Annotated in this window: 22 protein-coding genes and 1 other annotated feature (1 of these 23 only partly in view); of the genes, 5 read left to right on the top strand and 17 right to left on the bottom strand. The window is 37.0% G+C overall.

Annotation, left to right across the window (positions count from 1 at the left end):
* Nucleotides 1-88: 88 nt before the first annotated feature.
* On the top strand, nucleotides 89-805 hold the full coding sequence (locus tag JOD28_RS01945) for a GntR family transcriptional regulator (protein ID WP_204769233.1): 717 nt from the start codon (nucleotides 89-91) through the stop codon (nucleotides 803-805).
* A 254-nt stretch (nucleotides 806-1,059) separates the two neighbouring features.
* Here the strand turns inward: JOD28_RS01945 and JOD28_RS01940 are convergent, their stop codons facing one another.
* From JOD28_RS01940 to JOD28_RS01925, 4 genes are all read right to left on the bottom strand, one after another.
* The gene (locus tag JOD28_RS01940) at nucleotides 1,060-1,740 is read right to left on the bottom strand and encodes a GNAT family N-acetyltransferase (RefSeq protein ID WP_239531029.1); all 681 of its coding nucleotides are present in this window, start codon (nucleotides 1,738-1,740) and stop codon (nucleotides 1,060-1,062) included.
* A 34-nt stretch (nucleotides 1,741-1,774) separates the two neighbouring features.
* Entirely contained in the window at nucleotides 1,775-2,317 is a 543-nt protein-coding gene (locus JOD28_RS01935; protein WP_204769231.1) for a GNAT family N-acetyltransferase, read from the bottom strand.
* Nucleotides 2,318-2,527: 210 nt separating this feature from the next.
* Nucleotides 2,528-2,713, bottom strand: a complete 186-nt coding sequence (locus JOD28_RS01930; RefSeq protein WP_239531027.1) for an SDR family NAD(P)-dependent oxidoreductase — start codon at nucleotides 2,711-2,713, stop codon at nucleotides 2,528-2,530.
* Between the two features lie 182 nt (nucleotides 2,714-2,895).
* Nucleotides 2,896-3,504, bottom strand: a complete 609-nt coding sequence (locus JOD28_RS01925) for a histidine phosphatase family protein (RefSeq protein WP_204769230.1) — start codon at nucleotides 3,502-3,504, stop codon at nucleotides 2,896-2,898.
* A 165-nt stretch (nucleotides 3,505-3,669) separates the two neighbouring features.
* On the opposite strand from JOD28_RS01925, the gene JOD28_RS01920 reads away from it, so the two are divergent.
* Together JOD28_RS01920 and JOD28_RS01915 are read left to right on the top strand one after the other, a co-directional pair.
* Entirely contained in the window at nucleotides 3,670-4,776 is a 1,107-nt protein-coding gene (locus JOD28_RS01920; protein ID WP_204769229.1) for an SLC13 family permease, read from the top strand.
* Nucleotides 4,777-4,936: 160 nt separating this feature from the next.
* Nucleotides 4,937-5,134, top strand: coding sequence for a hypothetical protein (locus JOD28_RS01915; protein ID WP_204769228.1), 198 nt, complete (start codon nucleotides 4,937-4,939; stop codon nucleotides 5,132-5,134).
* A gap of 104 nt (nucleotides 5,135-5,238) precedes the next feature.
* Here the strand turns inward: JOD28_RS01915 and JOD28_RS01910 are convergent, their stop codons facing one another.
* The gene (locus tag JOD28_RS01910) at nucleotides 5,239-5,826 is read right to left on the bottom strand and encodes a TetR/AcrR family transcriptional regulator (protein WP_204769227.1); all 588 of its coding nucleotides are present in this window, start codon (nucleotides 5,824-5,826) and stop codon (nucleotides 5,239-5,241) included.
* Nucleotides 5,827-5,947: 121 nt separating this feature from the next.
* Between JOD28_RS01910 and JOD28_RS01905 the strand changes: the two genes are divergently transcribed.
* On the top strand, nucleotides 5,948-7,381 hold the full coding sequence (locus JOD28_RS01905) for an MDR family MFS transporter (protein ID WP_204769226.1): 1,434 nt from the start codon (nucleotides 5,948-5,950) through the stop codon (nucleotides 7,379-7,381).
* 156 nt (nucleotides 7,382-7,537) lie between these two features.
* Here the strand turns inward: JOD28_RS01905 and JOD28_RS01900 are convergent, their stop codons facing one another.
* Entirely contained in the window at nucleotides 7,538-8,704 is a 1,167-nt protein-coding gene (locus JOD28_RS01900) for an iron-containing alcohol dehydrogenase (protein WP_204769225.1), read from the bottom strand.
* 394 nt (nucleotides 8,705-9,098) lie between these two features.
* Between JOD28_RS01900 and JOD28_RS01895 the strand changes: the two genes are divergently transcribed.
* Nucleotides 9,099-9,641: an NADPH-dependent FMN reductase gene (locus JOD28_RS01895; RefSeq protein WP_204769224.1), complete on the top strand. Its 543-nt coding sequence runs from the start codon at nucleotides 9,099-9,101 to the stop codon at nucleotides 9,639-9,641.
* Nucleotides 9,642-9,719: 78 nt separating this feature from the next.
* Here the strand turns inward: JOD28_RS01895 and JOD28_RS01890 are convergent, their stop codons facing one another.
* The 11 genes from JOD28_RS01890 to JOD28_RS01840 all read right to left on the bottom strand — a co-directional run bounded on the left by JOD28_RS01890 (nucleotide 9,720) and on the right by JOD28_RS01840 (nucleotide 23,657).
* Nucleotides 9,720-10,760 carry an aldose epimerase family protein gene (locus JOD28_RS01890; RefSeq protein WP_204769223.1) on the bottom strand — a complete coding sequence of 347 codons (1,041 nt, stop codon included), beginning with the start codon at nucleotides 10,758-10,760 and terminating at the stop codon, nucleotides 9,720-9,722.
* The gene (locus JOD28_RS01885) at nucleotides 10,753-13,815 is read right to left on the bottom strand and encodes a beta-galactosidase (protein WP_204769294.1); all 3,063 of its coding nucleotides are present in this window, start codon (nucleotides 13,813-13,815) and stop codon (nucleotides 10,753-10,755) included. Before JOD28_RS01885 ends, JOD28_RS01890 begins: the two co-directional genes overlap by 8 nt.
* Nucleotides 13,816-13,829: 14 nt before the next feature.
* Nucleotides 13,830-15,239, bottom strand: coding sequence for a glycoside-pentoside-hexuronide (GPH):cation symporter (locus tag JOD28_RS01880; RefSeq protein ID WP_204769222.1), 1,410 nt, complete (start codon nucleotides 15,237-15,239; stop codon nucleotides 13,830-13,832).
* A 60-nt stretch (nucleotides 15,240-15,299) separates the two neighbouring features.
* Nucleotides 15,300-16,472 carry a galactokinase gene (locus JOD28_RS01875; protein ID WP_204769221.1) on the bottom strand — a complete coding sequence of 391 codons (1,173 nt, stop codon included), beginning with the start codon at nucleotides 16,470-16,472 and terminating at the stop codon, nucleotides 15,300-15,302.
* A 59-nt stretch (nucleotides 16,473-16,531) separates the two neighbouring features.
* Nucleotides 16,532-18,031 (bottom strand): UDP-glucose--hexose-1-phosphate uridylyltransferase, encoded by a 1,500-nt coding sequence (locus JOD28_RS01870; protein ID WP_204769220.1) that lies wholly within the window; start codon nucleotides 18,029-18,031, stop codon nucleotides 16,532-16,534.
* 113 nt (nucleotides 18,032-18,144) lie between these two features.
* Nucleotides 18,145-19,143, bottom strand: coding sequence for a LacI family DNA-binding transcriptional regulator (locus JOD28_RS01865; protein WP_204769219.1), 999 nt, complete (start codon nucleotides 19,141-19,143; stop codon nucleotides 18,145-18,147).
* 273 nt (nucleotides 19,144-19,416) lie between these two features.
* Complete coding sequence (locus tag JOD28_RS01860; RefSeq protein ID WP_204769218.1) at nucleotides 19,417-20,088, bottom strand: ABC transporter ATP-binding protein; 672 nt, start codon at nucleotides 20,086-20,088, stop codon at nucleotides 19,417-19,419.
* Between the two features lie 5 nt (nucleotides 20,089-20,093).
* Nucleotides 20,094-21,149: an ABC transporter permease gene (locus tag JOD28_RS01855; protein WP_204769217.1), complete on the bottom strand. Its 1,056-nt coding sequence runs from the start codon at nucleotides 21,147-21,149 to the stop codon at nucleotides 20,094-20,096.
* 3 nt (nucleotides 21,150-21,152) lie between these two features.
* Nucleotides 21,153-21,680: a TetR/AcrR family transcriptional regulator gene (locus JOD28_RS01850; protein ID WP_204769216.1), complete on the bottom strand. Its 528-nt coding sequence runs from the start codon at nucleotides 21,678-21,680 to the stop codon at nucleotides 21,153-21,155.
* 294 nt (nucleotides 21,681-21,974) lie between these two features.
* The gene (locus tag JOD28_RS01845) at nucleotides 21,975-22,838 is read right to left on the bottom strand and encodes a MetQ/NlpA family ABC transporter substrate-binding protein (RefSeq protein ID WP_204769215.1); all 864 of its coding nucleotides are present in this window, start codon (nucleotides 22,836-22,838) and stop codon (nucleotides 21,975-21,977) included.
* A 42-nt stretch (nucleotides 22,839-22,880) separates the two neighbouring features.
* Complete coding sequence (locus JOD28_RS01840; RefSeq protein WP_204769214.1) at nucleotides 22,881-23,657, bottom strand: acetoin reductase; 777 nt, start codon at nucleotides 23,655-23,657, stop codon at nucleotides 22,881-22,883.
* Between the two features lie 56 nt (nucleotides 23,658-23,713).
* Nucleotides 23,714-23,810 (bottom strand) — a binding site (T-box leader) (it continues 158 nt past the right edge of the window).

Here is a 23,810-nt window from a genome sequence, read left to right as displayed (position 1 = left end):
TTTAAATTTACATATTTAAAATACGTGTATATATTAAAATTATGTGTTATTATAGTGTTGATTAAGTAATTTTAAAAGGATCCCTAAAATGAGTTTATATCAGCAAATTGCCAAAAAAATAAGACAAAAAATTGAGAATGGGGATTATCAACCTGGCGAGGCATTGCCTAGACAAGCGGAATTAGCAAACGAATTCAATACGTCACGTGTCACTATACAAAAATCACTGGACATGCTATTTAATGATAATTTAATTATTAGAAGACAAGGCAGTGGCACATTTGTTTCTCCCACCTATTCCTCGGCTCTAGATATTATTTCATCTCAGTATGGCGGCACAACTCAACTTTTTTCAGGAAAAGCAAAGGTCTCAACTAAAGTCTTACATTTTGAAATCCGGTTGCCGACACCAGAGGAGAGCAAAAAATTAAATACTTCTGAAACTGTTCCTGTTTATGATATATATCGGCTAAGATTTCTTGACAACGAACCGTATGAGCTGACAAAATCTATAATGCCTTTGTCTGTTATTACAAATCTAACTGAAGAAGTGGCAACAGGTTCTATTTTTTCATTTATTAAAAACGAATTACATTTAGAAATAGGTAGTGCAGTACGCCGAATTAGTGCTGATAAAGCCAATAATGACGATGTTTCTTATCTCAATTGCCGGAATGATGATCCTGTTTTGCAAGTTTCTCAAACGATTAGTTTAACAGACGGACGTATATTTGAATATTCTCATACACGTCACAGATATGATAAAGGCAGTATTGTGGTTTTTAATAAAATGCCTATTTCTTAATTTAAAGCAAAAAGACTGTCAGCTTAGAACGAAAAATGCTACTATACATGATAATCAACACGTAAAAAAAACTTAGTAACTTAACCAACCGAAAAACGGCAGTAACTTCACTAAGACAGGCTAGATTATTTAAATTAAGGCTTATGTTTGGTGACAAATTTAAAATATCATCAACTGGCATATCACATGTAAAATATTAGCAACACCTCAGTGAGTATATCAGTAACTTGTTCTATGCTTGTATAGATGATCAATTACATCTCGGTCAACTTATTTTTTTGAATGCCTTCGTTATCAAAATTAGATTTGTTGAGCCACTTTTCCATCCTGTTTTTAATACTAGGCCATTCATAATCAGTAATCGAAAACCAAGCGGTATCTCTATTTCTATTTTTGTATACCCACATATTCCTAAAAATACCTTCGAAAGAAAATCCCAAGCGTGTAGCAGCATGCTTGGATGCTTCATTACAGTTATCACACATCCAAACATATCTACGATATCCCAATTGATCAAATACGTACTGCATCAAAAGAAACTGTGCCTCAGTGGCGATTTTTGTTTTTTTCATTAATTCTGAATAAATAACATAACCAACTTCAAGACTCCCATTTTCTTGATCAATCGCAACTAACGCAAAGCTTCCTAATACTTTTTTAGTTGATTTATCTAAAATAGCATAATAAATCGACTGTTTTTCATGCGCTATTTTAGTCAGATAATCCCAAAATGTATCACGATTTTCAAAGTGCTCTAATGATAAATAAGTCCACGTTGTCTGGTCACCTTCTGGACCAAAAAAACGATACAAATCATCAAAATGAACCTTTTTATTAATTTCTTGCAATATACAATATTGACCTGTATGCGTTTTTTTATCTGGAAATGGCCGAGTTGTCCAATTAGGAACGGAATAACCGACTATTTGTGCCATGTCATTTAAATTTTCTCTTCTTAACATATTAAATTCACGCCTTGATTATTTCAAATTCGTAAAAGACACAATCATCTATTCCTTGGTTATCAAAACTAGGTAAATTTCGTCGTCCAATATATACAAATTCATTTTTTTCGTACAATCTACGAGCTGGTATATTATCAACTAATGTATCTAATTGTATTGTGCGCATGTTATTTGCTACCGCAAATGTTTTAATAAAAGCAATGATTTGACTAGCAATCCCCTTTTTGAGCCTTTTCGGATGTGTGATTAAAGTGTGAACCACCAAATTCTTTTGATCAGACTCATCACTACTTTTCGACCAGTTTAAAGTCTGATACGCTTCTTGCGAAGCCGTATTAAGTATAACGGAGCCAATCACAGCCCCTGCCTCATCTAAACAAATAAAAAATTCGTCTTTTGATATTGCAGCTAAGGCATCTGAAATATTAGGATATATTCCTGGTACCCAGCTTGTCTGAATCGGATCGATGTATGGTAAAGATTCCTCATAAAACGTTCCAATAGCCAAGTTATCGTTTGGCGTAGCACGCCGTATTTCATATAACATATTCTCACCTTTTTCATTGTCTGTCATGGTTATTTTTAAGAACTTCTATTATATTATTATACTTAATTTCCAATACTTTTAACATAATCGTGCCAGTTCGCACAGAAAAAGAACGAATTAACAGTTTTTGTTAATCCGTTCTTTTTAGCATCACCGGCAAGTATATCGTGTTATTCATAATCTGTCGAAATAGTTCGTGAATAGTTTTCTTTAAATCACTTTCGCTGCCTTGCTCGGATCCCCAGGTTGATGTCCAGACATTGATTTTAGGTTTTTAATATTCTCAGGATTTCTTGAAGTTGCGACTACCTTGCAATTTTGTGTCAATAAATACTTAACTAATGCTTTACCTAGACCTGTTGAAGCACCTGTAACAAACCAAACATCTTTAAACATTGTAAATTCTCCTCTAATCGATTAATATGTTAACTATACTGCATGATAGTAACTATCAGTCAAGGAGCAATAACATGTATGCAATAGATGATGTGGCAAAAATATTTTCTATCTCCCCGCATACTTGACGATTTTATGCTAAGGTTTGGGGTACAAACAAAGTAGGTTAGTACAGTCTGATATTAATTTCTTGATTTGTCTATGATTAAAAGTTCTTTTTTTGCAACAATTTGATTTGCGTTATCAAATGTAAGCCGTAAAATGTAGGGTGTAAATTTTTCGATTCTTTTAAAATCTTTATAAGTAAAGCTTGGATCATAAAAATTCAAAATAGCACTTAGGGCCGCACCATGAGTTGAAAATAAAATATTCTCACCGCTATGATAATTTAATACTTCTAATAATGCAGCCATATTTCTTTGTTGTAAACTAGTCATCGATTCGCCATCTTTTTCATGGAAATCGAAGTTATTCCAGCGTCTTATTTGTAATTCTGTACCACTATTTCCTAGTATACCTCGCACGCGTTCTTTAAGTCTTTCATCTACGTGAACAATTAGATTACTTTCCCTAACGACAGGTGCAATCGTTTGGCGCGTTCGTTTATAAGGGCTCGAAATACAAAAATCAAAATTGACATCCTTCAGTACATGCATCACTTTCAAGGCGTCAGCTTCTCCTTCTGTTGTTAATGGCATATGCCGGTCATCTAACCAAGAATAATCAGGCAAAGCATGGCGTACAAAATAAATGTGTGTTACAGGTGCGTCAACTGTTAATCTTTGTTGCATCGTCTATTCCCATCCTTATCATCTCCCATGTAACAAACCATGGTTTGTTAGTCTTTTGTATCTGACATAATTAAATGATTATATAGTTAATTATAAAACAAACCACAAAGCGCCACAATTCAGATACGTTAAAGCACATAATCTTGCAGAAAGTAACCCACCCATATGTTTAATCCGATAAAACGTGTTTTGACTGACCCTACATTTTTGATCACTGTCATGTTATCAGCCTTCTCTTTAATATTTGGCACAGTTAAAACATCAGATATTGATGCTAAAACCATTTTATCCTTATCGTCCTTGCTAATCATCGTTGCACTGTATCACGAATTAGGTATCCTTAAATTATTAGCTGACTACATTGTTTCAAAGTGTCATGGCACTCGACTTGTATTTCTGGTTTTGTTACTTTGCTCCTATTTTGGTTCAATGCTATTCACTAATGATGTTGCTATATTAACATTGATTCCTATATTTTTCAGCATTAGAAAATACATGGCATTGCCGCCAATTTTAACCATCAGCATGTTAGTAATCTATGCAAATTTAGGTAGTTCTATTACTCCGTTTGGCAATCCACAAAACATTTATATGATGTCCTTTTATAAATTGAACATCTTATCATTTTTGAGCATGTCCATGCCACTAGGACTTATATCACTGGTAACGTTATGCCTCATCCCCTTATGTATAAAAAACAAAAATGTAAAAGTAGCTTTTCAAAACACACACCGCATTAACTGGCAGCAAGCTAGTTTATTGTTTTTAGCAAGTATGATTGTCTTACTAGGCATATTATCTCTTATTCCTGTGGCAATATCTTTATTTGTTAGTATAGCGAGCGCCTTAATATTATCACGTAACGTATTTGAAAAAATTGACTACGGCATCATTTTAACAATTATAAACTTTTTTATAATTGTTGGCGCCATTAGTCGACTTACTTTTGTTCATGACTTACTATCCATTTACACACAGAATAACAGGTCAACGTTTATAACTAGCACTATTATTAGTCAAGTTATCAGCAACGTACCAGCTGCGGTGTTGCTCTCAAAATTTACGCACAATGTTTATGCTGTGTTTCTCGGTGTGACAATAGGTGGGCTTGGTACACTCGTCGCTTCATTAGCAAATTTACTAGCTCTAAGACAGTACACTATTAATAGTCACAACCACACAAGTTTTCAATTTTTTAAACAGTTCACACTGCTTAATATCATATTCCTCATTATATTTGTCTTTATTGGTTTATTATTGTTAAAGGCATAATTCAAACGCAATAAAACCCCTAACCTGAGATTAGCCAAACAAGATCTGTTAATGCTAGGCTCAAAAATATCCGGTATAATTAACATATATATTATTTCACACTATTCAGCCATCCAACGATGAGCAATCATTGCAATTAAAAAAAGGAAGATAGGCACCCATGTATAAAATAGCTTGGACAATCATTTTCATAATTTCTGGTATCTTATTTTTAACTGAAACAATTCTACTAATAGATGCTGTGCTTGCCGGACCGCTAGATAGTAACTTATTGGTGTCTTCATTTTACGTGCTGACTAGTGGCCTGTTTACTGCATCATTAGTTAAATTATCTTTTTCGAGTCACCGTCAAAAATAATAATGATAATCTTTTAACTATTAACGTCTTAATTAGAGATGTGTACCATATTAAGTGACGGCATGCTTAACGCATGTCGCCTTTTTTATTGATATTCGATTATTTTATACACGACCGCCGGCAAAAAATGCTGGTAAGATAATTTCATCAATGATAGCAATAATATCTTGTGGTGCTGCTTCTCGGATTAGAATGCCATGGTAACGTAGTACTTCAAATAATAATAGTTGAACGCGGTCGCTTGGTATTTTTTGCAACTCGTTTCTTTGAATCGCAAGCCTGACAGCATTACCTACTAAGCTTAGATTTTTTCGTTGTGCCTGTGCCATAATTCGCCGAGCAGTTGTTGAACCTAAACTAAATTCTGTCACGGCAGCTCGTATAAATTCATCATTGATTTGAGAACTATTCGATTGAAAAAATCGCGCTAAAGCAATTAAATCACCACGTAAACTACCGGTATCAATTACAACGGTATCCCAATTAGGTTGAATATTTTGTTGTGTAATCGCATCATGAATTAACTCAAAAACGGTATCCCATCGACGATACAAAACAGTTCGGCTTGTTTTGGCTTCACGCGCAATTTGCGCAAAAGTTGTTTTAGCATAACCATCACGTTCCAAAATAATCAGTGTTGCGTTATAAATTGTCTCTTCGAGGTGGTCCCCGCGTCTTCTAGTTTTCATCATACCTATATTTTAACATATTTAAGGTACGCATTGCACCTTGTGAACCTTAAAAAAATTGACCATTATAGGGACTAATAGTATTATATTTAACGTACACATTGTACTTAAAAAGGAGATACTTATGTCGAACCAGAAAAAAAACAAAGTCCCACAAAATCTCATGACAATGGCATGGATTCTTGTTTTAGGTGCAATTGCACCTATGTTAGATGGCACAATGGTCAATATTGCAATTCCGCATTTGGTCACAACTTTTCATAGCACGCTATCCCATGTTCAGTGGATTGCTAGTGCCTATTTGCTCACCATGGGTGTTGCAATTCCATTTTCCGGGTGGTTATTAAATCGTTACGATGGGCGCCTAGCTTATTTGTGGGCACAATTCATTTTCTTATTTGGATCAGTGCTGGCAGCTTTATCTCCTAATTTGAATTGGTTAATTGCTGCACGTGTTTTGCAAGGATTTGGTGCAGGATTATTGATCCCTATGTTAACAACCTTGCTTGTGCAACAATCTGGCCCTTATTTTCGAAAGCTCATGATCATAGTTGGTTTACCAATCATGTTAGGGCCTCTTTTTGGACCAATCATTGGTGGTCTTATTATGAACTCTGCATCTTGGGAAGGGATATTTTGGGTAAACGTGCCTGTCAGCTTGATAGCAATTATTGGTATTTTCTTGAAATTACCTAGCATGCCAGCGCAAAATACTAAAAAGCCATTTGACTTAGTCGGCACATTGTTAGTTGGTGGCTTTGCAACTGCATTAATTTACGCCGTTGTTAAGGCTAACAAGACACTTTGGAACGCAAATACTGAACCCTTTATTATACTTGGCATTGTACTATTTATTCTCTACCTCTTCTGGGCTTATATCCACAAAGAAAACGCTGTTTTGCCACTACATTTATTCAAGTTCCGTTCATATGTCGGCGGAACGGTTGGCCTAATTTTAGCGGCCATCGTTATGAATGGCACATCATTACTCCTAACAACCTATTTTCAATCAGCACGCGGATTTAGTGCTTTAGATGCATCTTACGCTTTAATTCCACAAGGGATTGGTATGTTCTTAGCGCGTCCCTTGACTGGCAGACTAATGGACAAAATGGGCATGCGGAACCTAGTATTTAGTAGCTTAATCTTGGTTGTTACCGGATTAGTAGCATTAACACAGGTTGATGAGACAACAAGCATGTGGCTAATTAGCGGTATACTCTTTATCAGTGGTATTGGCATTAATACTGTCTTTATGCCATTGATGACTGATGCGTATACCGGCATGCCAAAAAAAGACGTTCCCGAAGCTACGATTGGCACTCGTATTTTCCAAAATGTCGGTGGTGCGTATGGCACGTCACTGGTTTCTATGGTAGTGGCTAGTGAATTAACACAACTATTGACACAACAACAAAAAGCAATTGCTACTCACCCTGCTCTTGCCCAACATTTATATGCACTAGCTTTACAACGTGGCTTTACTTGGTTGGCTTGGCTAGCACTTGCAATTTTTTTACCCAGTCTGTTATTAAGTGGTAAAGAAGTGAATCATTAATGATTTTTAAAATGAAAATAACCACTATGTTGGCTGTACAGGAATACATACGACTCCTGATTAACATGGTGGTTATTTTATCATCATACTTTATTTATTAATGCTTCCGATGTAACAAACGCGCTTCTTTTTTTGAATATAACTGCTTCAATAAATTTATGCCATTGATGCCTCATATAGAGCAATAACGTCTGTTGCAGTGAGTGGCACGTAACCCTTGTCTAATTGTCCAACAATCACTGCACTATTAGCCATAGCTTCGAAGTGCTCCGTACTATTAATATCAACACCAGGTAATGTTGTTGGCACACCTAGTGAGGCTATCCACTCAGCTGTAGCACTAATAGCCTGAGTGGCAACGGTTTGGTCATCACCGCTCAGTTGCCAAACCTGGCGCCCAAAATTAGCAAATTGTGTTTGCGTCTCAGCAGTCAATGCAAAAGTCATCCAATGTGGTGTTAAGATACCTAATCCAACACCGTGCGTAATATCATAATATGCTGATAACTCATGTTCAATTGGATGAACTGTCCAACCATTTATATTACCAGTATGTGCTAATCCATTTAATGCCAGTGTAGATGCCCACATCAGATTAGCGCGGGCATCATAACTATCTGGTGTCTGTAATGCTATAGGCGCCCACTTAATCACCGTCCGCATGAGCCCCTCAATCAAACCGATTTTGACGTCATTATTTTTTGACTGATCAAAATACTGTTCTGCTAAGTGGCTGAAAATATCAATTGAACCGGCCGCCGTTTGCCACTTTGAAACTGAGTAGGTTAACGTGGGATCTAAAAATGAAACGGCAGGCGTGTTTGGTCCGTATGTGCCTAGCTTTTGATTCGTTTCTGGATTAGAAATAACAGACCCTTTGTTCATTTCTGTACCTGTTGCTGACAAAGTTAAGATATCAACAATTGGTAATTGGTCAATCGTCAAGCGCTTACTTGGCTCTACAACTAATTCCCACGGATCGGAAGCATAGAATTTTGACGAAGCAATGACCTTAGCTGCATCAATAACAGAACCCCCACCTACAGCCAAAACAACGTCAATATTTTGTGATTTAACTAATTGCTGGCCTTTACGGACTGATTCAATTTTTGGATTAGGTGCAATGCCAGTTAATTCGACAACATTCAAGCCATCCAAAGCCTTAATAACCCGATCATATAAACCAGATTTTTTGATTGAGCCACCGCCATATGTCAACAAGACATTTTTACCAAACTGTGAAACCACGTTACGCAGTTCGTCATCTATACGACCCGCTCCAAAACGAATATCTGTTGTATTTTTAAAACTGAAATTTTCCATGTTAAATACCTATCTCTTTTCTAAGTTAATTAGATCATTCATTATTTAATTGTTTTTAATGACAATTTTTTAGTCAGTTAATTTTGTTGTATGACGATTTACCCGACTGCTTCATGACGCAATACTGTCACTTGAAATTGCATATACTTAGACAACCTTACGATTATCTCTCACAAGTTTTAACATGCCATATTATTCACCTCTTTTCTACTAGCTATACTTATTTTACTACATGACCTATACGCTAGGTCAAGTGATACGCTGTCACTAAAAGCATCCTATTTAGTGACACAGCATATTCATACAAAAATATAATTGAATCACAAAAAAAGGTTGAAAAAATAAACAGTTAGGTTTATACTTACTTTTAGTAACTAGAAAGAGGATAAAGTAAATGAGTAAATATGGTATTGTTGTTGGTTCGATTCGAAAGAATTCTTATTCAAAAGGCGTCGCTGACGCATTAGTAGCTGGTCTTCCAGCTGATGCAGAAGTCACTTACCTGAATATTAGTGGTTTGCCACTATATAACCAGGATTTGGATGAAAACTCACCCGAAGCATATACAAGCTTCCGAACCCAAGTAGCGGCGCAAGATGCATTTATTTTTGTAACACCTGAGCATAATCGTAGCATACCAGCTGCTTTGAAAAATGCTTTAGATATTGCTTCACGTCCATGGGGACAAAATGTTTGGGCTGGCAAGCCTGCCTTGGTTGCTTCACAATCAATTGGTGGTACTGCTGGCGTCTTAGCACACCATGTATTGCGCCAATCATTGGTATTCCTAGATATGCCAACATTGCAACAACCCGAGCTTTATATCGGTAATACATCAACGTTGGCTGATGAAAACGGCCAAATTACAAATGATGATACAAAAGCATTTTTAGCTAGTGCAGCACAACAATTTGTAGCATTTGCTCAAAAGTTCTAAACGCTAACGATAGTAGATTCAAAAAGCCTGTCTTTTGACAGGCTTTTTTTGTAACAACATCATTTCTTTTAATCCTGCTTACTTAAAGGTGTCATAAGCGTAAATAATTGTCGCTTCTGCCGTTTCGTTGACTGCCAACTTAACATCCCCAAAGGTTGGTATATTTTCACTATTTGGTAAGGTCTGTGCTTCAAGGGCAACTGCTATCCAAGGATGCCCCTCACCACGATTAGTATTTTTGATGACATCATTGTTCAGTTGGTTGGCAGTAAAAGCAACAACTGCGTTGCGATCCGAATATACTGAAAGACGTCTGCCAGAATTATTTTCTGTTAACACTGCCACCGGATTCACTAACGATGGTTCAACAAGGAAGGCATCATCTAAGCCACCTTCCTTAATTTTGGATCGCAGTTTAGGCAAAACAACACCCAAATTTGTTTCTTTTTTAAAATCAAATAAAGTATTAGCGTTGTCAATTAATTCACCGGTAGGTATTTTATCATCATTTATAGCAACATGCTTTTGACTATTAAGCCATAGCTCATGCGTCAATAGGTCATCAACCCCTGGATTAGCTAAATTAAAATAACTATGAACGGTGGGATTAAAAACACCCGCTGTTTCTAACTGTGTGCCAGTAAATTTCAAAATAACACGATTATCATCTGTCAATTGATAAGTTACCCGAATATCAATATCCCCTGGAAAACCGTCTAGTTCAGATAACTGTTTTCTTTTCAACGTTATTGTGTTGGCTTCTTGATTAACACTGACATCAAAAAACTGTTCACCGAGTCCCTGTGGTCCGCCATGTAAAGCGTGTCCATTTTCGTTTGTTGGTACAACAATGTTACGACCGTTTTGAGTCCAACGGCCATCAGCAATACGGCCAGCCGTTCGGCCAATGATACGGTTAATATTATAGTCTGCGGTTAACGAAGCAAAATCATCGCTCGATAACACCAAATTGACACGTTCATCATTTTCATACACAGAAAATTCCTGAATAATGCCCGCGAAGTTTAATACGCTTAATCGTGTGCCATGCACATTTTCCAGCGTATAACGTTGCACCACCTGATCGTTATGTTTACCAAAATCTGTTACTTTAATCATTGTCTAATTCCTTCCAAGTCAGTTCATAATGATACTGACTGTTATTTAACAAATATGCTTCTGCGACACTTGGAGACCACGAATCATCTCCGCCAACGCCCATATGAAAGCCATCTAAATTGATCCAAATACCTTGATCGGCTGTCAATTCTTGCCGATGCTTTTTTTGCATTAATTCATTTTGACTAAAACGACTGACTTGAAACGATATAGGTGCTTGACTTACCGTAATTTTTTGATGATTCAAAATGATGTCAGTGACATCTGTACGCAAGCCATTCTCACTAGGAAAAATGTACGGCGTATAAAAATCTTGTACCGCTAAATGCCAAGAACCTAACATAGCGGCACTTTTACGATCGGGATAATTTTCAAACGGACCACGACCATGATAAGTAACATTTTCAAACGTTGGAACCATCACTTGCAAACCTATCCGTGCTGGTGGCAAGCTATTTGTACGACGTGTGATATCAATACTAATGTGCATATCTCCCGGCTGAGTAAATCGATAATGTTTGACAGATGATATGACATCATTGTCGCGAGCAAAAAAATCGTGCTGGGTCGTGATTTCGATAAATGATTCCGATCTGGCAATATGGAAGGCCATCAATTTTTCCTGTAAGTCAAACCAGCCATTTTCTGACCAGCGTGCCTGCCAAGCATTAGGATCTGGATTTTCAACTTCACTAACACCAATGTCATTATCAATCGGTGCACGCGTGAAATTATCGCGTAATGGTGATAAAATTTTGTCATTTCCAGCTACTGTCCAATGACTCAATAGCCCTGTTTTTAGATTAAACTGCCAGTCAGTCAGTCCAGCTGTAATTGTGACTGTTTGCGCTGTTTGTGATACTTTTGGCGAGTCAATTATGTGTTCTAACCGCTGTGGCATATTAGTTTCTTGTTTTAAAACAAATTGGTGATGTTCTCGTGAATCACCAGCTTTAAATATACCGCTATCCTGAGACTGTGTTGTTGTTACATTAAGATAAACGGCTCCCGTTAATGATTCTATATTTGGTAATGTCAACGGTATAACTTGCGTATTTAAAGGTGCAATAGTTAGATTAATGGTTTTTTCCACAAGAATCTGATCATTATTAACCAACGTATAATGTAACTCTTGGTCATCGACATATTTAAAATTGTACTCACTTCTAACCGTTAATGTTGCCTCTTGAATCTTGAATTGCAAATACTGTTGTTGATAAGCAACCTCATACATAGCAGGCTTTGGTGTGCGATCTGGGAATAAGAGGCCGTCTAGGCAAAATTGGCGGTCATTAGGGCTATCATTAAAATCACCACCATAAGCGTAGTCACCGTCTTTAGATAACCCTTGATCAACCCAATCCCAAATAAAGCCACCTTGTAGCCGATCAAACTGTCGGAAAGCCTGCCAATACTTATCAAAGCCACCCAAACTATTACCCATATCATGAGCATACTCGCACAAAATCAGTGGACGCGTCTCACCAGGATTACCGATCCAACGTTTAATTGACCATTTTGGATTAATGTCGAAAATTTGATCTTCATCAACGCGCGCATACATGGGCGCAATGATATCAGTGACCGCTGTATCAGCACCGCCACCTTCATATTGAACAGGGCGGCTGGGGTCGTTACTTTTAAGCCATTGGTATAACGCGTCATGGTTACCGCCATATCCTGACTCATTACCCAATGACCAAATAATGATAGCTGGAAAATTTCGATCACGTTTCACCATACGTGTTACACGCTCTGTCATTTGAGGCAAATAACGCACATCATCAGTTAAGTGATTCATGGGTGTCATACCATGTGTTTCAATATTGGCCTCATCTACCAACAAAATACCGTATTCATTTGCTAGTTCGTACCAACGTTGGTGGTTGGGATAATGTGATAAACGTACGGCGTTAAAATTATTTTGTTTTAACAACATGATATCTTGCCGCATAGTGGCTTCGTCAATTGCATAGCCTTTTTCGGGATGAAATTCATGCTTATTGACACCACGAATCAGTAACGGTTGGCCATTGAGTTTTAGCAAACCGTTTTCAATAGCGACACGACGAATACCAACCTGTGCATGTTCAATGTGCATGATATTTTGATGGTCGTCATAAACTGTCAAAACTAATTCATATAAATTAGGTACTTCATCTGACCATAAATACGGCTGTTTAACCGCCAAGTCAATTGTCAGTGCTTGTTCATCGGCACCACGTTCATCAACCATCACCTGTCCAGGCGTACCCGTCTGAGAAGTAATCATGTCATTTCCCCAAAACAAATCTGCTTTAACCCGGGAACCTACTGTACTTGTTGTTTCAACTTTGACAATTGCCGTATCATAATCATCATCGACCATTGGTGTGACATGATAGTCTAATAGGCGAACACTAGGCACATGTGCCAGCACGACATCCCTGAATATACCAGACAAGCGCCACATATCTTGATCTTCTAAATAACTACCCTTACTCCAACGTAACACCATGACGTTTAATTTATTTTCACCGGCAACAACGGCCTGACTAATATCAAACTCAGATGGTAAGCGACTGTCTTCGGAGTAACCTATAAAGCGCCCATTTACCCAAACATAATAAGCTGAGGACACCGCCTCAAATGTTAAATGAATTGCACCATCATCGTTTAGCCAGTCATCTGACACGTCAAAGTAACGACTATATGCACCTGTCGGATTTTGTTTCGGCACAAAAGGTGGATTAACTGGAAATGGATAGGACACATTTGTGTAAATTGGCACATCATATTGGCCTTGTAACTGCCAATTTCCCGGCACTGTGATCCTGTTACTATTTTTTATTGATGCACTCAGCCAACTTTCCGGTACATCCTCCGGCCGCTTAAATGCACTGAATTGCCATTCTCCATTTAATTTGATTTGTGCATCGCTATAGTGACCATAAGTCGGATTTTCTGCTGCAGACCAGTAGTTTAAGGGCGCGTGCATCGCTAGTCGATTTATATTTGTCACGCCCAACTGTTCCCAGTCACGGCGTTTCAACGTTTCTGATAAGGTTTGTACCATCATTACCCCTCACCTTACTTCTCTGACTCGAGTTTAATTTTAAGCTTTGTCACAATATCTGCATGCATTTTTTCAGTCAATTTAACTTTACTTGCAAATATTAAGGCTGCTAATAACATGAGAATGCCTGGGACAACAAATGCAAAGAGATTGAATGTGGTAATACCCTTTGTTGTGATATCCTTTGCTGTAGCGCTGCCACTCATACCGGCAACAACAGCAATTAAACCAACCAAACCATTTGAAAGTGCGCCAGCAATTTTATCTAACAGTGGTCGAATAGACAACGTGACCGCTTCATTACGAACGCCATTCTTTAATTGGCCATATTCGACAGCATCGGTAATCGTCATTAATGCTGATAAGAAAACTAATTGATATGGCAAATAAAATAGAATCGTTGCTATAGTAACTATAATAGCACTGTGACCTCCGAACATGAACAAAACATAACCAGCAATTTGAATACCTATGCTCCCAATATACACGAATCGACGTGTTATTTTCTTTACTAATACTGGGAATAGCGGCACTGCTGTTAAGCCAGTTATCGTGGCAATTAAACCAACAAGCCAAAAGTCTTGGGGCTGTCCCAAAATAAATTTATAGTACAAATACAAAACAGCGGTCGTAACGACGTAAGCAATGGCATACGCGATATAAGAAAGCGCCAACCACATCAACTGATCATTTTTTGTAATGGCTTTAAAAACATCTGAAGTTTTCACTTTTGGACTTTTTTGACGAATAATTGATTCGCTTTCTTTGGTTCCCCAAGCAGTAATCAGCGCTGTTCCGCCTGAAACAACACCAACAATCACAGCAAACCAAAACCAACCGGAAGCGCCTTGTTTTTGATTACCAGTTACAAGATAGGTGAAGAACGTTGTTAATGGTACGACGATCATTGTCGTACCATTGGCACCTAATGAAGAACCGATACGGGCAACAGTTCCTAATTTACCACGCTCTGCTGAATCGTTAGATAAGGCAGGAATCATTGACCAATAAGCAATATCTTTAAAAGAATAAAACGAATCCAAAATAATAAATGCAACGGTAAATACGATAATAAACAACATTTCATTATGTTCAGCTAGCCCACCAAAATTAGTAAACATGATCACAATCATGACTGCTGAAACTAAACCACCAATAACCAACCAAGGTTTGAATTTACCATACTTTGTCCGCGTATTATCGATAATACTACCAATAATAGGATCAAAGAAAATTTCAATTAATCTAATTCCCACAACTAATGATGTGACTAATCCAATTAGTCGGCTGGCATTTTTAACACCATCAAACATCGAACTCGTTACGAAAATAATAAAATAAGTACTCAATGCGACATAATATGTATCATGTCCAAATGCGCCTAACGCATAACTCATGCGTTGTTTCCAGTTACTGTTTCCCATGCTACATCACCACTTTCTTTCTATTAAAATAGTAAGCGCTTACATTTTAGATGTAAAAAATTAACCTACCCAGTGTGCACCCTGTCCAATTTCAGCGACATAAAAAGAAGCATCATAACCAATCTTCTCCCTATATGCGCGGCCAACGATTGTTTTTAAATCTGCAACATGATTACGATCTACTAACGCAATTGCACAGCCTCCAAATCCTGCGCCAGTCATACGTGCACCTAGAACACCTGGCACTTTTTGAGCAGTCTCTGCTAATGTATCTAGTTCTATGCCAGTCACTTCATAATCATTTTTCAAAGACTCATGTGATGCATTTAAAAGTTGACCAAAATAACTCAAATCATTGGCTTTTAAAGCCTTAACAGCTAACTGCGCTCTTTCATTTTCTGTTACAGCATGACGCGCGCGACGTCTAATTGTATCATTATGAACTAACTGTTGATTTTCCTCGAAAGTGTGACTATCCAGTTCACCGAGATACTGAATTTTTAATTTTTTCTGTAAATCAAATACAGCTTCCTGTGTCTCTCTTACACGATCATTATATTTAGAATCCGCAAGCTCTCTGCGTTTGTTTGTGTTCATAATAACAATCACATTTTGTCCTAAATTAACTGGTACCATTTCATAAATCATCGTATTAGTGTCGAGGTAAATCGCGTGATTTTTTTCACCAAATCCTATAGCAAATTGATCCATGATGCCCGTATTGACACCGACAAAATCGTTTTCTGAACGTTGTCCGCTTGCAACCAATTGTAGACGTGGGATTTTTAAGTTATATAATTTTTGCAGCGTCACACCAACCAATAATTCCAACGACGAGGAAGAAGACAAACCAGAAGCATTTGGGATGTTCCCAGTAACGGCAAGTTCAAAACCTTTTGTAAAATGGTTTCCATAACCACGCATGGCTTGCAAAACGCCCTTAACGTAATTCCCCCAAGAGCCACGTGCTAGTTTTTCCTCATTTTCAATACTAAACGAAATAATATCAGTATCCGAGAAGTTGGTTGAATATAATTTGACAGTTGTATCATCCCGTAAACGAGCAACCCCATAGGTACCAATTGTTATTGCTGCTGGGAAAACATGACCACCATTATAATCTGTATGTTCGCCTATTAAGTTTATACGGCCCGGTGAGAAAAACCGATCCGTAGGTTTGTGCATAAATTTTGACTCGAAAACCTTTTCGAGTGCTTGATAAGCATCTGTCATTTGACTACCTTTCTTGTGCTAAAAACCATTGAGAACGACATCCCTTAGTTTTTACTGTCTTATTCGAGTTTTTGAATAAATCGCTGTAAACCAGCCTTTCCTCCGGTATCATTTTTAAAAACACCAGCATCCTCAAGTACACGTTCGAAAATATGCCCAACACTTTGTTGAACAATATTGGTAACATTGGCACTTGTAATCGTATATTGTTGACGTAATTGATCAGCCCATAATTGGTGTTTTGGGTCAACAGATTTAATACGCCCAAGTAGATAGGCCTCAACATCAGCAAGTTCCTTTTTTAAACGCGGTGGTAAAATAGCTAACCCCATCACTTCAATCAACCCAATGTTTTCTTTTTTAATATGTTGTACGTCTGGGTGGGGATGAAAGATACCATCTGGGAATTCTTCCGAAACGTTGTTGTCGCGAAGTACTAGATCTATTTCATACTTTTGGTGTCTAAAGCGCACAATGGGTGTTACTGTATGATGACGTTGACCCGCTTTGTCATATGCTTTAATGGATAAATCGACGTCATCATAATTCTGCCAAGTCGTCATTACCCTCGTTGCCACTGTCAGAAGTTTGTCACAGTCTGAATCAATTAAACGTAACGCGGTCATTGGCCAATTTAAAAAGCCTGCCTCAGACAGTTGCGTGTTGACGAAATGAACTGGTTGCTTGATGACTGCTTGAGCCATAGGCAAGTCGTAACGACCAGCTTGAAAATGGTCATGTGATAAAATAGAACCACCAACAATAGGTAGATCAGCATTTGAACCAATAAAGTAATCAGGAAATTTTGTAACGAATTCCAACAGCCTTGCCAAATTTTGGACATCCACATGCATCGGTCGTATGGTTTCTGATAATACAATGGCGTGTTCATTGAAATAGGCATAAGGGGAATATTGAAAATACCATGTTTCATCACCTAAACTTAGTGGAATAACGCGGTGATTTATTCGTGAAGCGTAATCTAAACGTCCCCAATAACCTTCGTTCTCTTTAGCTAGTGGTGATACAGGATACTGGACTTCTTGATTCGTGCGATGTGTTATCGCTTGAGCGATAAGTTTTGGGTCTTTCTCTGGTTTAGATAAGTTTATTGTAATTTGAAGTGTGCCATAGTTTGTCACAACTGGATAAGAAATATTCTGACTAATCTCACGCGTTTTGATGTAATTACTCCGTTTTGATAAGTCAAAAAAATAATCTGTCGCATGACGTGGCGACTTTTGATAGTTAAACCAAAAAACTTGACGTACTTTTGAAGGTCGTGGTACAAAAAAATTCATTAATTGCGCCCCAGCCATATCCTCATTCATGTGACGACGCGCTAATGTGCCACGACTTACTGCAATTTGAATCAGTTGATCCAATAGTTGAAGCGTTGACAACTCATCAACTGGCCGCTCACTTATAAAATACGTATCAGTTGATTCTCCTAGTATACCCATTGCTTGGTTGATTAAATAAATCCCGTCATCGTCAGTATAATCTGTTGCTTTGATAATTTTTTTAACAAATGCGATAACTAAGTTATTTTTATCCATATCAGTTCGTCCTATACCATATATATTCGCCCCAACGCCAAGAAAATATGATTTGAACACATCATATTATAAAGTAATAGTACCATATAATTTAGTAAATGTAAACGCTTTCATTAAGTAAACTTTCTAAATGTTTCTCGATACTCCAAAACACTAGGAATCGTAGTCCAGACTGCCCAGTTCTCAGTTTCTGTGACAAGTTCCAAGGCACGATTCAAAGCTGTTTTACCAATTTCAGTTGCTTTTAAATCAACACTAGTCAACGCTGGTACTAAATATTTTACTAAATCTAAATCATCAAAACTTACAACATCTATATCTTTTCCTGGCTCTAGCCCTTTTGTTTTAATCGTATTTAAAGCCCCAATGGCAATCGGATCTGACGCCATCAAAAGTGCGTCAATTTGTGGTTGTTCGGCGAGTAAATATTTTGCCCCTAAATTTCCTGTCTCTGCTTGCCAGTTGCCTTCATAGACATATTCGTTTAACTGATGTTGCGCTACCCATTGTTTATAGGCGACATAACGCAAGTCTTTTTCGCTTGTGAAAGTACTCCCATCCATCTCGATTAAATCATTGATACCTCCAATAAAACCAATATGGCGTCGCCCAGATTGATATAATTCATCTAATATTCTAACCGTCATGTTGGTTAGTTCGGGATCCACTGCATCAACATTTGGATAATGCTTTTTAGCATCAACCAAAACTAATCGCTGATTTGCCTCTTTTATTTCTTGAACGGCAGTTGATGATAATTCCCCTAATGCAATTAACGCATCAAATTGTCTGAACTGCGATAGTCGTGTTTTTTTGTCTAGTCGCATGATTTCATCAATTGTAATATTGTGTTGACGCGCCTCACTTTGAATACCTAAATAAATTTGACGCCAATAAGCATCATGATTCTCTCTCATTTCTGAAAAAGTCGTAATGACACCGATTGTAATATTTTTTTTAACTTTTTTTGTGTAGTGATGCTTAGATGCAACTTCAAAAACCAATTGACGTGTTGTATCTCGAACAGACAATGTTTGGTCATTATTCAATATTCGTGAAACAGTACTGGAAGATAACCCCGTTTCTTTTGCAATTTGTTGAATGGTGACCATATTACTTCTCCTTGTCCTGTATGAGATTCTTGTTTGTTAGCATTCATTTATTTTACTACAAAATGATGACTGTCTGAGTAATACGTCGTAAATATTACGAATTTTTTTACAGACGAAAGCTAACGTCTCATACTACTTGATATAGATATAGATAAAACCCCTTGAATTAGATTTTCTCCAATTCAAGGGGTGCAGTTTAGTAAAATTGATGAAAATGGTTTGATTTAATAATACATATTTACTATGTGTTACTTTCCTAAATCACGTTATTCATTATATATTTGTTATCTTACCATCAATTATTTCATAAACTTTATCTGCATATGATCGCATTCGCAAATCATGTGTCACAATAACCACAGCTTTGTCATCACGCGTCGCTATACTTTTAAATAGTTTTGCTACTTCGTCTACACGTTGGCTATCTAAGGCAGACGTCGGTTCGTCGGCTAAGATATAATCAGGATTAGTATATAATGCTCGTGCGATAGCCACTCTTTGCGTTTGACCACCTGAAAGCTGGTCTGGGTATTTTGCTTGTAAATTTGAAATGCCCAGTCGTTCTAAATACTGTGAAAATATTTCTGGTGGTAAATTATTTTCTGGCTTAATACGTTTGACTAATTCAAATTGCTTTTTTACTGTGAGATATGGAACTAAACTATATGCTTGTAATATAAAACCAATATGATCTAATCTAAAATCGTCCGCCTGTTTTTTGGAAAATGTGTTCAGATTACGATTATTTAAAAGGACTTGTCCGCTTGTAACCGCTTGTAATCCGCCTAAAATTGTAAGTAGCGTACTTTTACCAGATCCAGAAGGACCAACAATTAGAGTTAATTCTTTTGAATTTGCAGTAAAATTAACATGATCTAAGGCTGTCACTTGGCTATCCCCTGAACCAAACGACTTTATAACATCAATTAATCTAAGACTACCCATTATAATCACCCTCCTATAACTGATATTGGATCAATTTTTGTAATCAATCTCACCGGTACGATTGCGCCAAGAATACCTGTCAGTATCAATCCCAAAGATGATAATACTAGCAATTTAATATCAAAGAACATCGGAACTGTTTCTGGTATAAACCACGCAGTCACCGCACATAATAGACTACTAATGACTACAGAAACACACATAATGATCAAGGTTTCGCTGACTGTATTTACTACAAGATAACGCCCTGGAACACCTTGAGCTCGTAAAACGGCAAAATTAGGTATTTTTTGAATCGTTAGAATATACAGAAATATGGCCACAATAACAGCTGAAATGACTAATAAAAATCCTATCATAAATATGAATGTGGTATTTTGAGCCGTATATCCAGGCATTTTATTGAACAATTGTGTTTTATTGTAATGCTTAAGATCATTTGAAATGATTTTTTTTGACTCACTAGTTATAATACCGCTAGCATAAAATTGATTGCTCACACCTTTAATATCTCGCCAGTTATTTAAATTACCATATATCACAGGTGACATATTATACACGGCATTCTTAACATAGCCGACGATTTTAACATCATGGGTGAGCATACCAAGTTTAATGTGATCGCCAATTTTCAAACCCTTCTGAGTCATTTTTGACGATATGAGCACATCATACCTGTTTTTTGGTAAATGCCCTTGTGTTAGTTGAACACGGTGATATATCAGATCATTTTTTTGTATACCAACGAACATAGATGAAACGCGTACCTGATGTGCTTTTACGATCATTGGCACGACACCAATCGCTGTCTGATCACCAGTTAACTGAATTTTATTCATATCATCATTTGTCAACAAAGATTGACTTAAATTGCCATTAGCATCTTTGCTCATCGCAACTTGAGTCAACTGCCAATTATTCACAGCAGCCGTATTTTCATGAGCAAGTCCCATAGCTAACGCACTTAAAATAAAAATCAGATAACTGATTAAAGTCATAACAGCAATGATTAAACCATATCTTATTTTTTCTTTACGCATTTCATTTAATGCTAAATACATCGTCTATACTTCCCTTCGCCAAGTGTCCAAAGTATGAAGTGTTGAAATGATACATGCTTGTTTATCAGGGTCCAAAAAAAATTCCCTAATCAGTTGATGTACGGATTGTACTAAAAGCCATTGTGATATATCTTGATTCGTCGAATGACTATCAGGTAAACTAAAATCGCGTGATGTCGATTTACCACTCTTTTTTTGTAACAAAGACTCATTCACAACATAATAATGATTCAAAAAATTAAAATGTTGACTCGCTTTAGCTTTTAAAATAAAGTCTTCTGTTGTCGACAAAATATCTTGTCTGTCAATATCTTTATGAATGTCTAAGACGACATCATTTAAGACCCATCGATAGGCATCCTCAAGGTCGTCAAAGTAAGTATAAAAAGACCCTCTTGAAATTTGAGCTGCGGTAACGATATTTGAGACTTTACTTTCTGCTAACACATGATCTGAAAACTCATGATACATCGCATCATATAGTTTGTGTTGTTTGTCTGAACTTAAATTTAGAAATGTTTTTGTCGGCATAAAATTAAATCACTCTCCTATAATTGACATTGTGTCATATTTATGACACAATGTCAATTATTTATTTCTCGACACCTGACTTGCATAATAACTCAGGACTCTATTAATGATAAGTAGATCTATTATAATGTTATCAGCGTCAACTTGAATAACAATTTCAAACATTCTTTCAGAGTCATGGAAAAATATCATTTATTGAATGATGACCATCGATTTATAAAAACCCAATAACTTGGAAATTCATACCATCCAAGTTATTGGGTTCATTTTGTTTGTGATTATATCTTTTTACTGTTATTCAGATAAGTAAGTGATTGGTTTTTTAACTTCAATTTTAGTACCTGAGAATTGTTGATTAATATATTTTTGAGCTGACTTTGTATGATACAACGTTGTTAACTTTTTGAAATTTTTATTGTTTTTATTTTTCTGTGCTGTAGCTAAAATATTAATATTATCTTTTGTTGATTGATCAATTTTTTCATACAACAAGGCGTCTTTTAGCACATTAAGCTTACCCTCTAATGCCACAGTATTGCCAATTAATGCTGCTGCAACTGTATTGTCTTTAATTACACGTGGACCAGTCGTATCATCAATCTCTTTAAACTTTAAATGATGTGGATTATCTTGTATATCGTTAACTCCTGATAAATTGCCAAAACTTGGTTTGAGCGTAATTAACTTAGCTTTAGCTAACAACTTTAATCCGCGTGCGGTGTTTGCTGCATTGTTAGCAATGGCAATGGTGCCACCATCAGGAATGTCACTAATTTTTTGGTACTTATCAGAGTAAATACCCATTGGTTCCAAATAAGTTGTGCCAAGCACTGTGAGCTTTGTTTTAGCGTTACTTTTATTGTAAGCGACATAATAAGCGTACGATTGAAAGGCATTTACATCTATCTTTCCTTCTGAAGTAGCAGTATTTAGAGCAACACCATCGGTAAAATTCTTCACCTTAATTGTAATGTTTGCTTTTTTAGTTTCTGGTAATTTAGCAATATGTTGCCAAATTTGTGCATCTGAGCCAATAGCACCAATCGTTATTTGTTTTTTACTCTCTGTTTTGACAGATTGATTACGCTGAATTACAATCGCGCTTCCAGCAACAGCAACTAAGACAATCGCCGCAATAATAATATTCCTTTTTACCATGGTTAACCCTCTTTTATTTTTCATGAAACTAGCACACATTGATTAATGAAAACGCATACCACCATCAATCAAAATCGATTGTCCAGTGATGTATTTCGCCTTTGACGATACTAAAAATGTGACAACATCAGCGACATCTTCTGGCAATGCAGCTCGACCTAAAGCAATTTCGTTCACGACCTTTTGTCGTTGAACTTCGGGTGTTACCCCCTTAATTTGCGCCGTTCGTTCATCAATATAATCACGCAATGGTGTTAGAACAATTCCTGGATCATAGGCGTTAACAGTGATGCCATCACTAGCTAACTCCTTTGCTGCAGATTGACCTAACCCACGAATCGCAAATTTTGAAGCTGAATATGCCCCTTGCAGTGCGGATCCCTCAACGCCTGCTAGAGAAGCAGCGTTAATTATCCGACCGCCATCGCCTTGTTTTTTAAATTGTGTTGCAGCAGCCTGAATGCCCCAAAACGTGCCTTTAATATTGACATCAAATAGTCGTTCAATTTTGTCCGGATCGCTAGCCACCATTGTGTCAATAAACGCAACACCAGCGTTATTAATAAAAACATCTAACCGTCCAAACTCGTTTACAACATGATCAACCAAATCAAATACAGATTGGCGAGAGGCAACATCTAAAACATAGTATTTTGCAAAACCTTTCCTGACTTGATTAATACCATCTGATACTGCCTTGGCAGTGACTTGATCAATCTCAGCGATTGCCACATGATAGTCTTCTTTAACTAACCGTTCCGCAATTGCGCGCCCAATTCCTCTGCCACTACCAGTTATGATAGCCACTTTATTTGACATTTTTCCACCTCATTTTTTAAATACAATAAAAAACCGCAACTCTGAAAAAATCAAAGTTGCGGGACGAATTATATCGTGTTACCACCCGTTTTTCGTATCATATTGCTAAAAGATACGCTCACTAAGTACCAGAAAAACGATGATACTTTGACA

The organism is Leuconostoc rapi, from assembly GCF_016908715.1.
GTDB lineage: Bacteria > Bacillota > Bacilli > Lactobacillales > Lactobacillaceae > Leuconostoc > Leuconostoc rapi.
Note: the sequence above shows the minus strand (reverse complement) of the source record. Positions and strands in the feature narration are given on the sequence as shown.

Bases quoted from the DNA above. Each gene is read 5' to 3' on its own strand.
- JOD28_RS01840 (WP_204769214.1), bottom strand. From the start codon at position 23,657: ATGTCAAATAAAGTGGCTATCATAACTGGTAGTGGCAGAGGAATTGGG.
- JOD28_RS01915 (WP_204769228.1), top strand. From the start codon at position 4,937: ATGTATAAAATAGCTTGGACAATCATTTTCATAATTTCTGGTATCTTA.
- JOD28_RS01940 (WP_239531029.1), bottom strand. From the start codon at position 1,740: ATGGCACAAATAGTCGGTTATTCCGTTCCTAATTGGACAACTCGGCCA.
- JOD28_RS01900 (WP_204769225.1), bottom strand. From the start codon at position 8,704: ATGGAAAATTTCAGTTTTAAAAATACAACAGATATTCGTTTTGGAGCG.
- JOD28_RS01930 (WP_239531027.1), bottom strand. From the start codon at position 2,713: ATGTTTAAAGATGTTTGGTTTGTTACAGGTGCTTCAACAGGTCTAGGT.
- JOD28_RS01935 (WP_204769231.1), bottom strand. From the start codon at position 2,317: ATGTTATATGAAATACGGCGTGCTACGCCAAACGATAACTTGGCTATT.
- JOD28_RS01860 (WP_204769218.1), bottom strand. From the start codon at position 20,088: ATGGGTAGTCTTAGATTAATTGATGTTATAAAGTCGTTTGGTTCAGGG.
- JOD28_RS01925 (WP_204769230.1), bottom strand. From the start codon at position 3,504: ATGCAACAAAGATTAACAGTTGACGCACCTGTAACACACATTTATTTT.
- JOD28_RS01850 (WP_204769216.1), bottom strand. From the start codon at position 21,680: ATGCCGACAAAAACATTTCTAAATTTAAGTTCAGACAAACAACACAAA.
- JOD28_RS01885 (WP_204769294.1), bottom strand. From the start codon at position 13,815: ATGGTACAAACCTTATCAGAAACGTTGAAACGCCGTGACTGGGAACAG.
- JOD28_RS01865 (WP_204769219.1), bottom strand. From the start codon at position 19,143: ATGGTCACCATTCAACAAATTGCAAAAGAAACGGGGTTATCTTCCAGT.
- JOD28_RS01905 (WP_204769226.1), top strand. From the start codon at position 5,948: ATGTCGAACCAGAAAAAAAACAAAGTCCCACAAAATCTCATGACAATG.
- JOD28_RS01870 (WP_204769220.1), bottom strand. From the start codon at position 18,031: ATGGATAAAAATAACTTAGTTATCGCATTTGTTAAAAAAATTATCAAA.
- JOD28_RS01855 (WP_204769217.1), bottom strand. From the start codon at position 21,149: ATGTATTTAGCATTAAATGAAATGCGTAAAGAAAAAATAAGATATGGT.
- JOD28_RS01920 (WP_204769229.1), top strand. From the start codon at position 3,670: ATGTTTAATCCGATAAAACGTGTTTTGACTGACCCTACATTTTTGATC.
- JOD28_RS01895 (WP_204769224.1), top strand. From the start codon at position 9,099: ATGAGTAAATATGGTATTGTTGTTGGTTCGATTCGAAAGAATTCTTAT.
- JOD28_RS01845 (WP_204769215.1), bottom strand. From the start codon at position 22,838: ATGGTAAAAAGGAATATTATTATTGCGGCGATTGTCTTAGTTGCTGTT.
- JOD28_RS01890 (WP_204769223.1), bottom strand. From the start codon at position 10,760: ATGATTAAAGTAACAGATTTTGGTAAACATAACGATCAGGTGGTGCAA.
- JOD28_RS01880 (WP_204769222.1), bottom strand. From the start codon at position 15,239: ATGGGAAACAGTAACTGGAAACAACGCATGAGTTATGCGTTAGGCGCA.
- JOD28_RS01945 (WP_204769233.1), top strand. From the start codon at position 89: ATGAGTTTATATCAGCAAATTGCCAAAAAAATAAGACAAAAAATTGAG.
- JOD28_RS01875 (WP_204769221.1), bottom strand. From the start codon at position 16,472: ATGACAGATGCTTATCAAGCACTCGAAAAGGTTTTCGAGTCAAAATTT.
- JOD28_RS01910 (WP_204769227.1), bottom strand. From the start codon at position 5,826: ATGATGAAAACTAGAAGACGCGGGGACCACCTCGAAGAGACAATTTAT.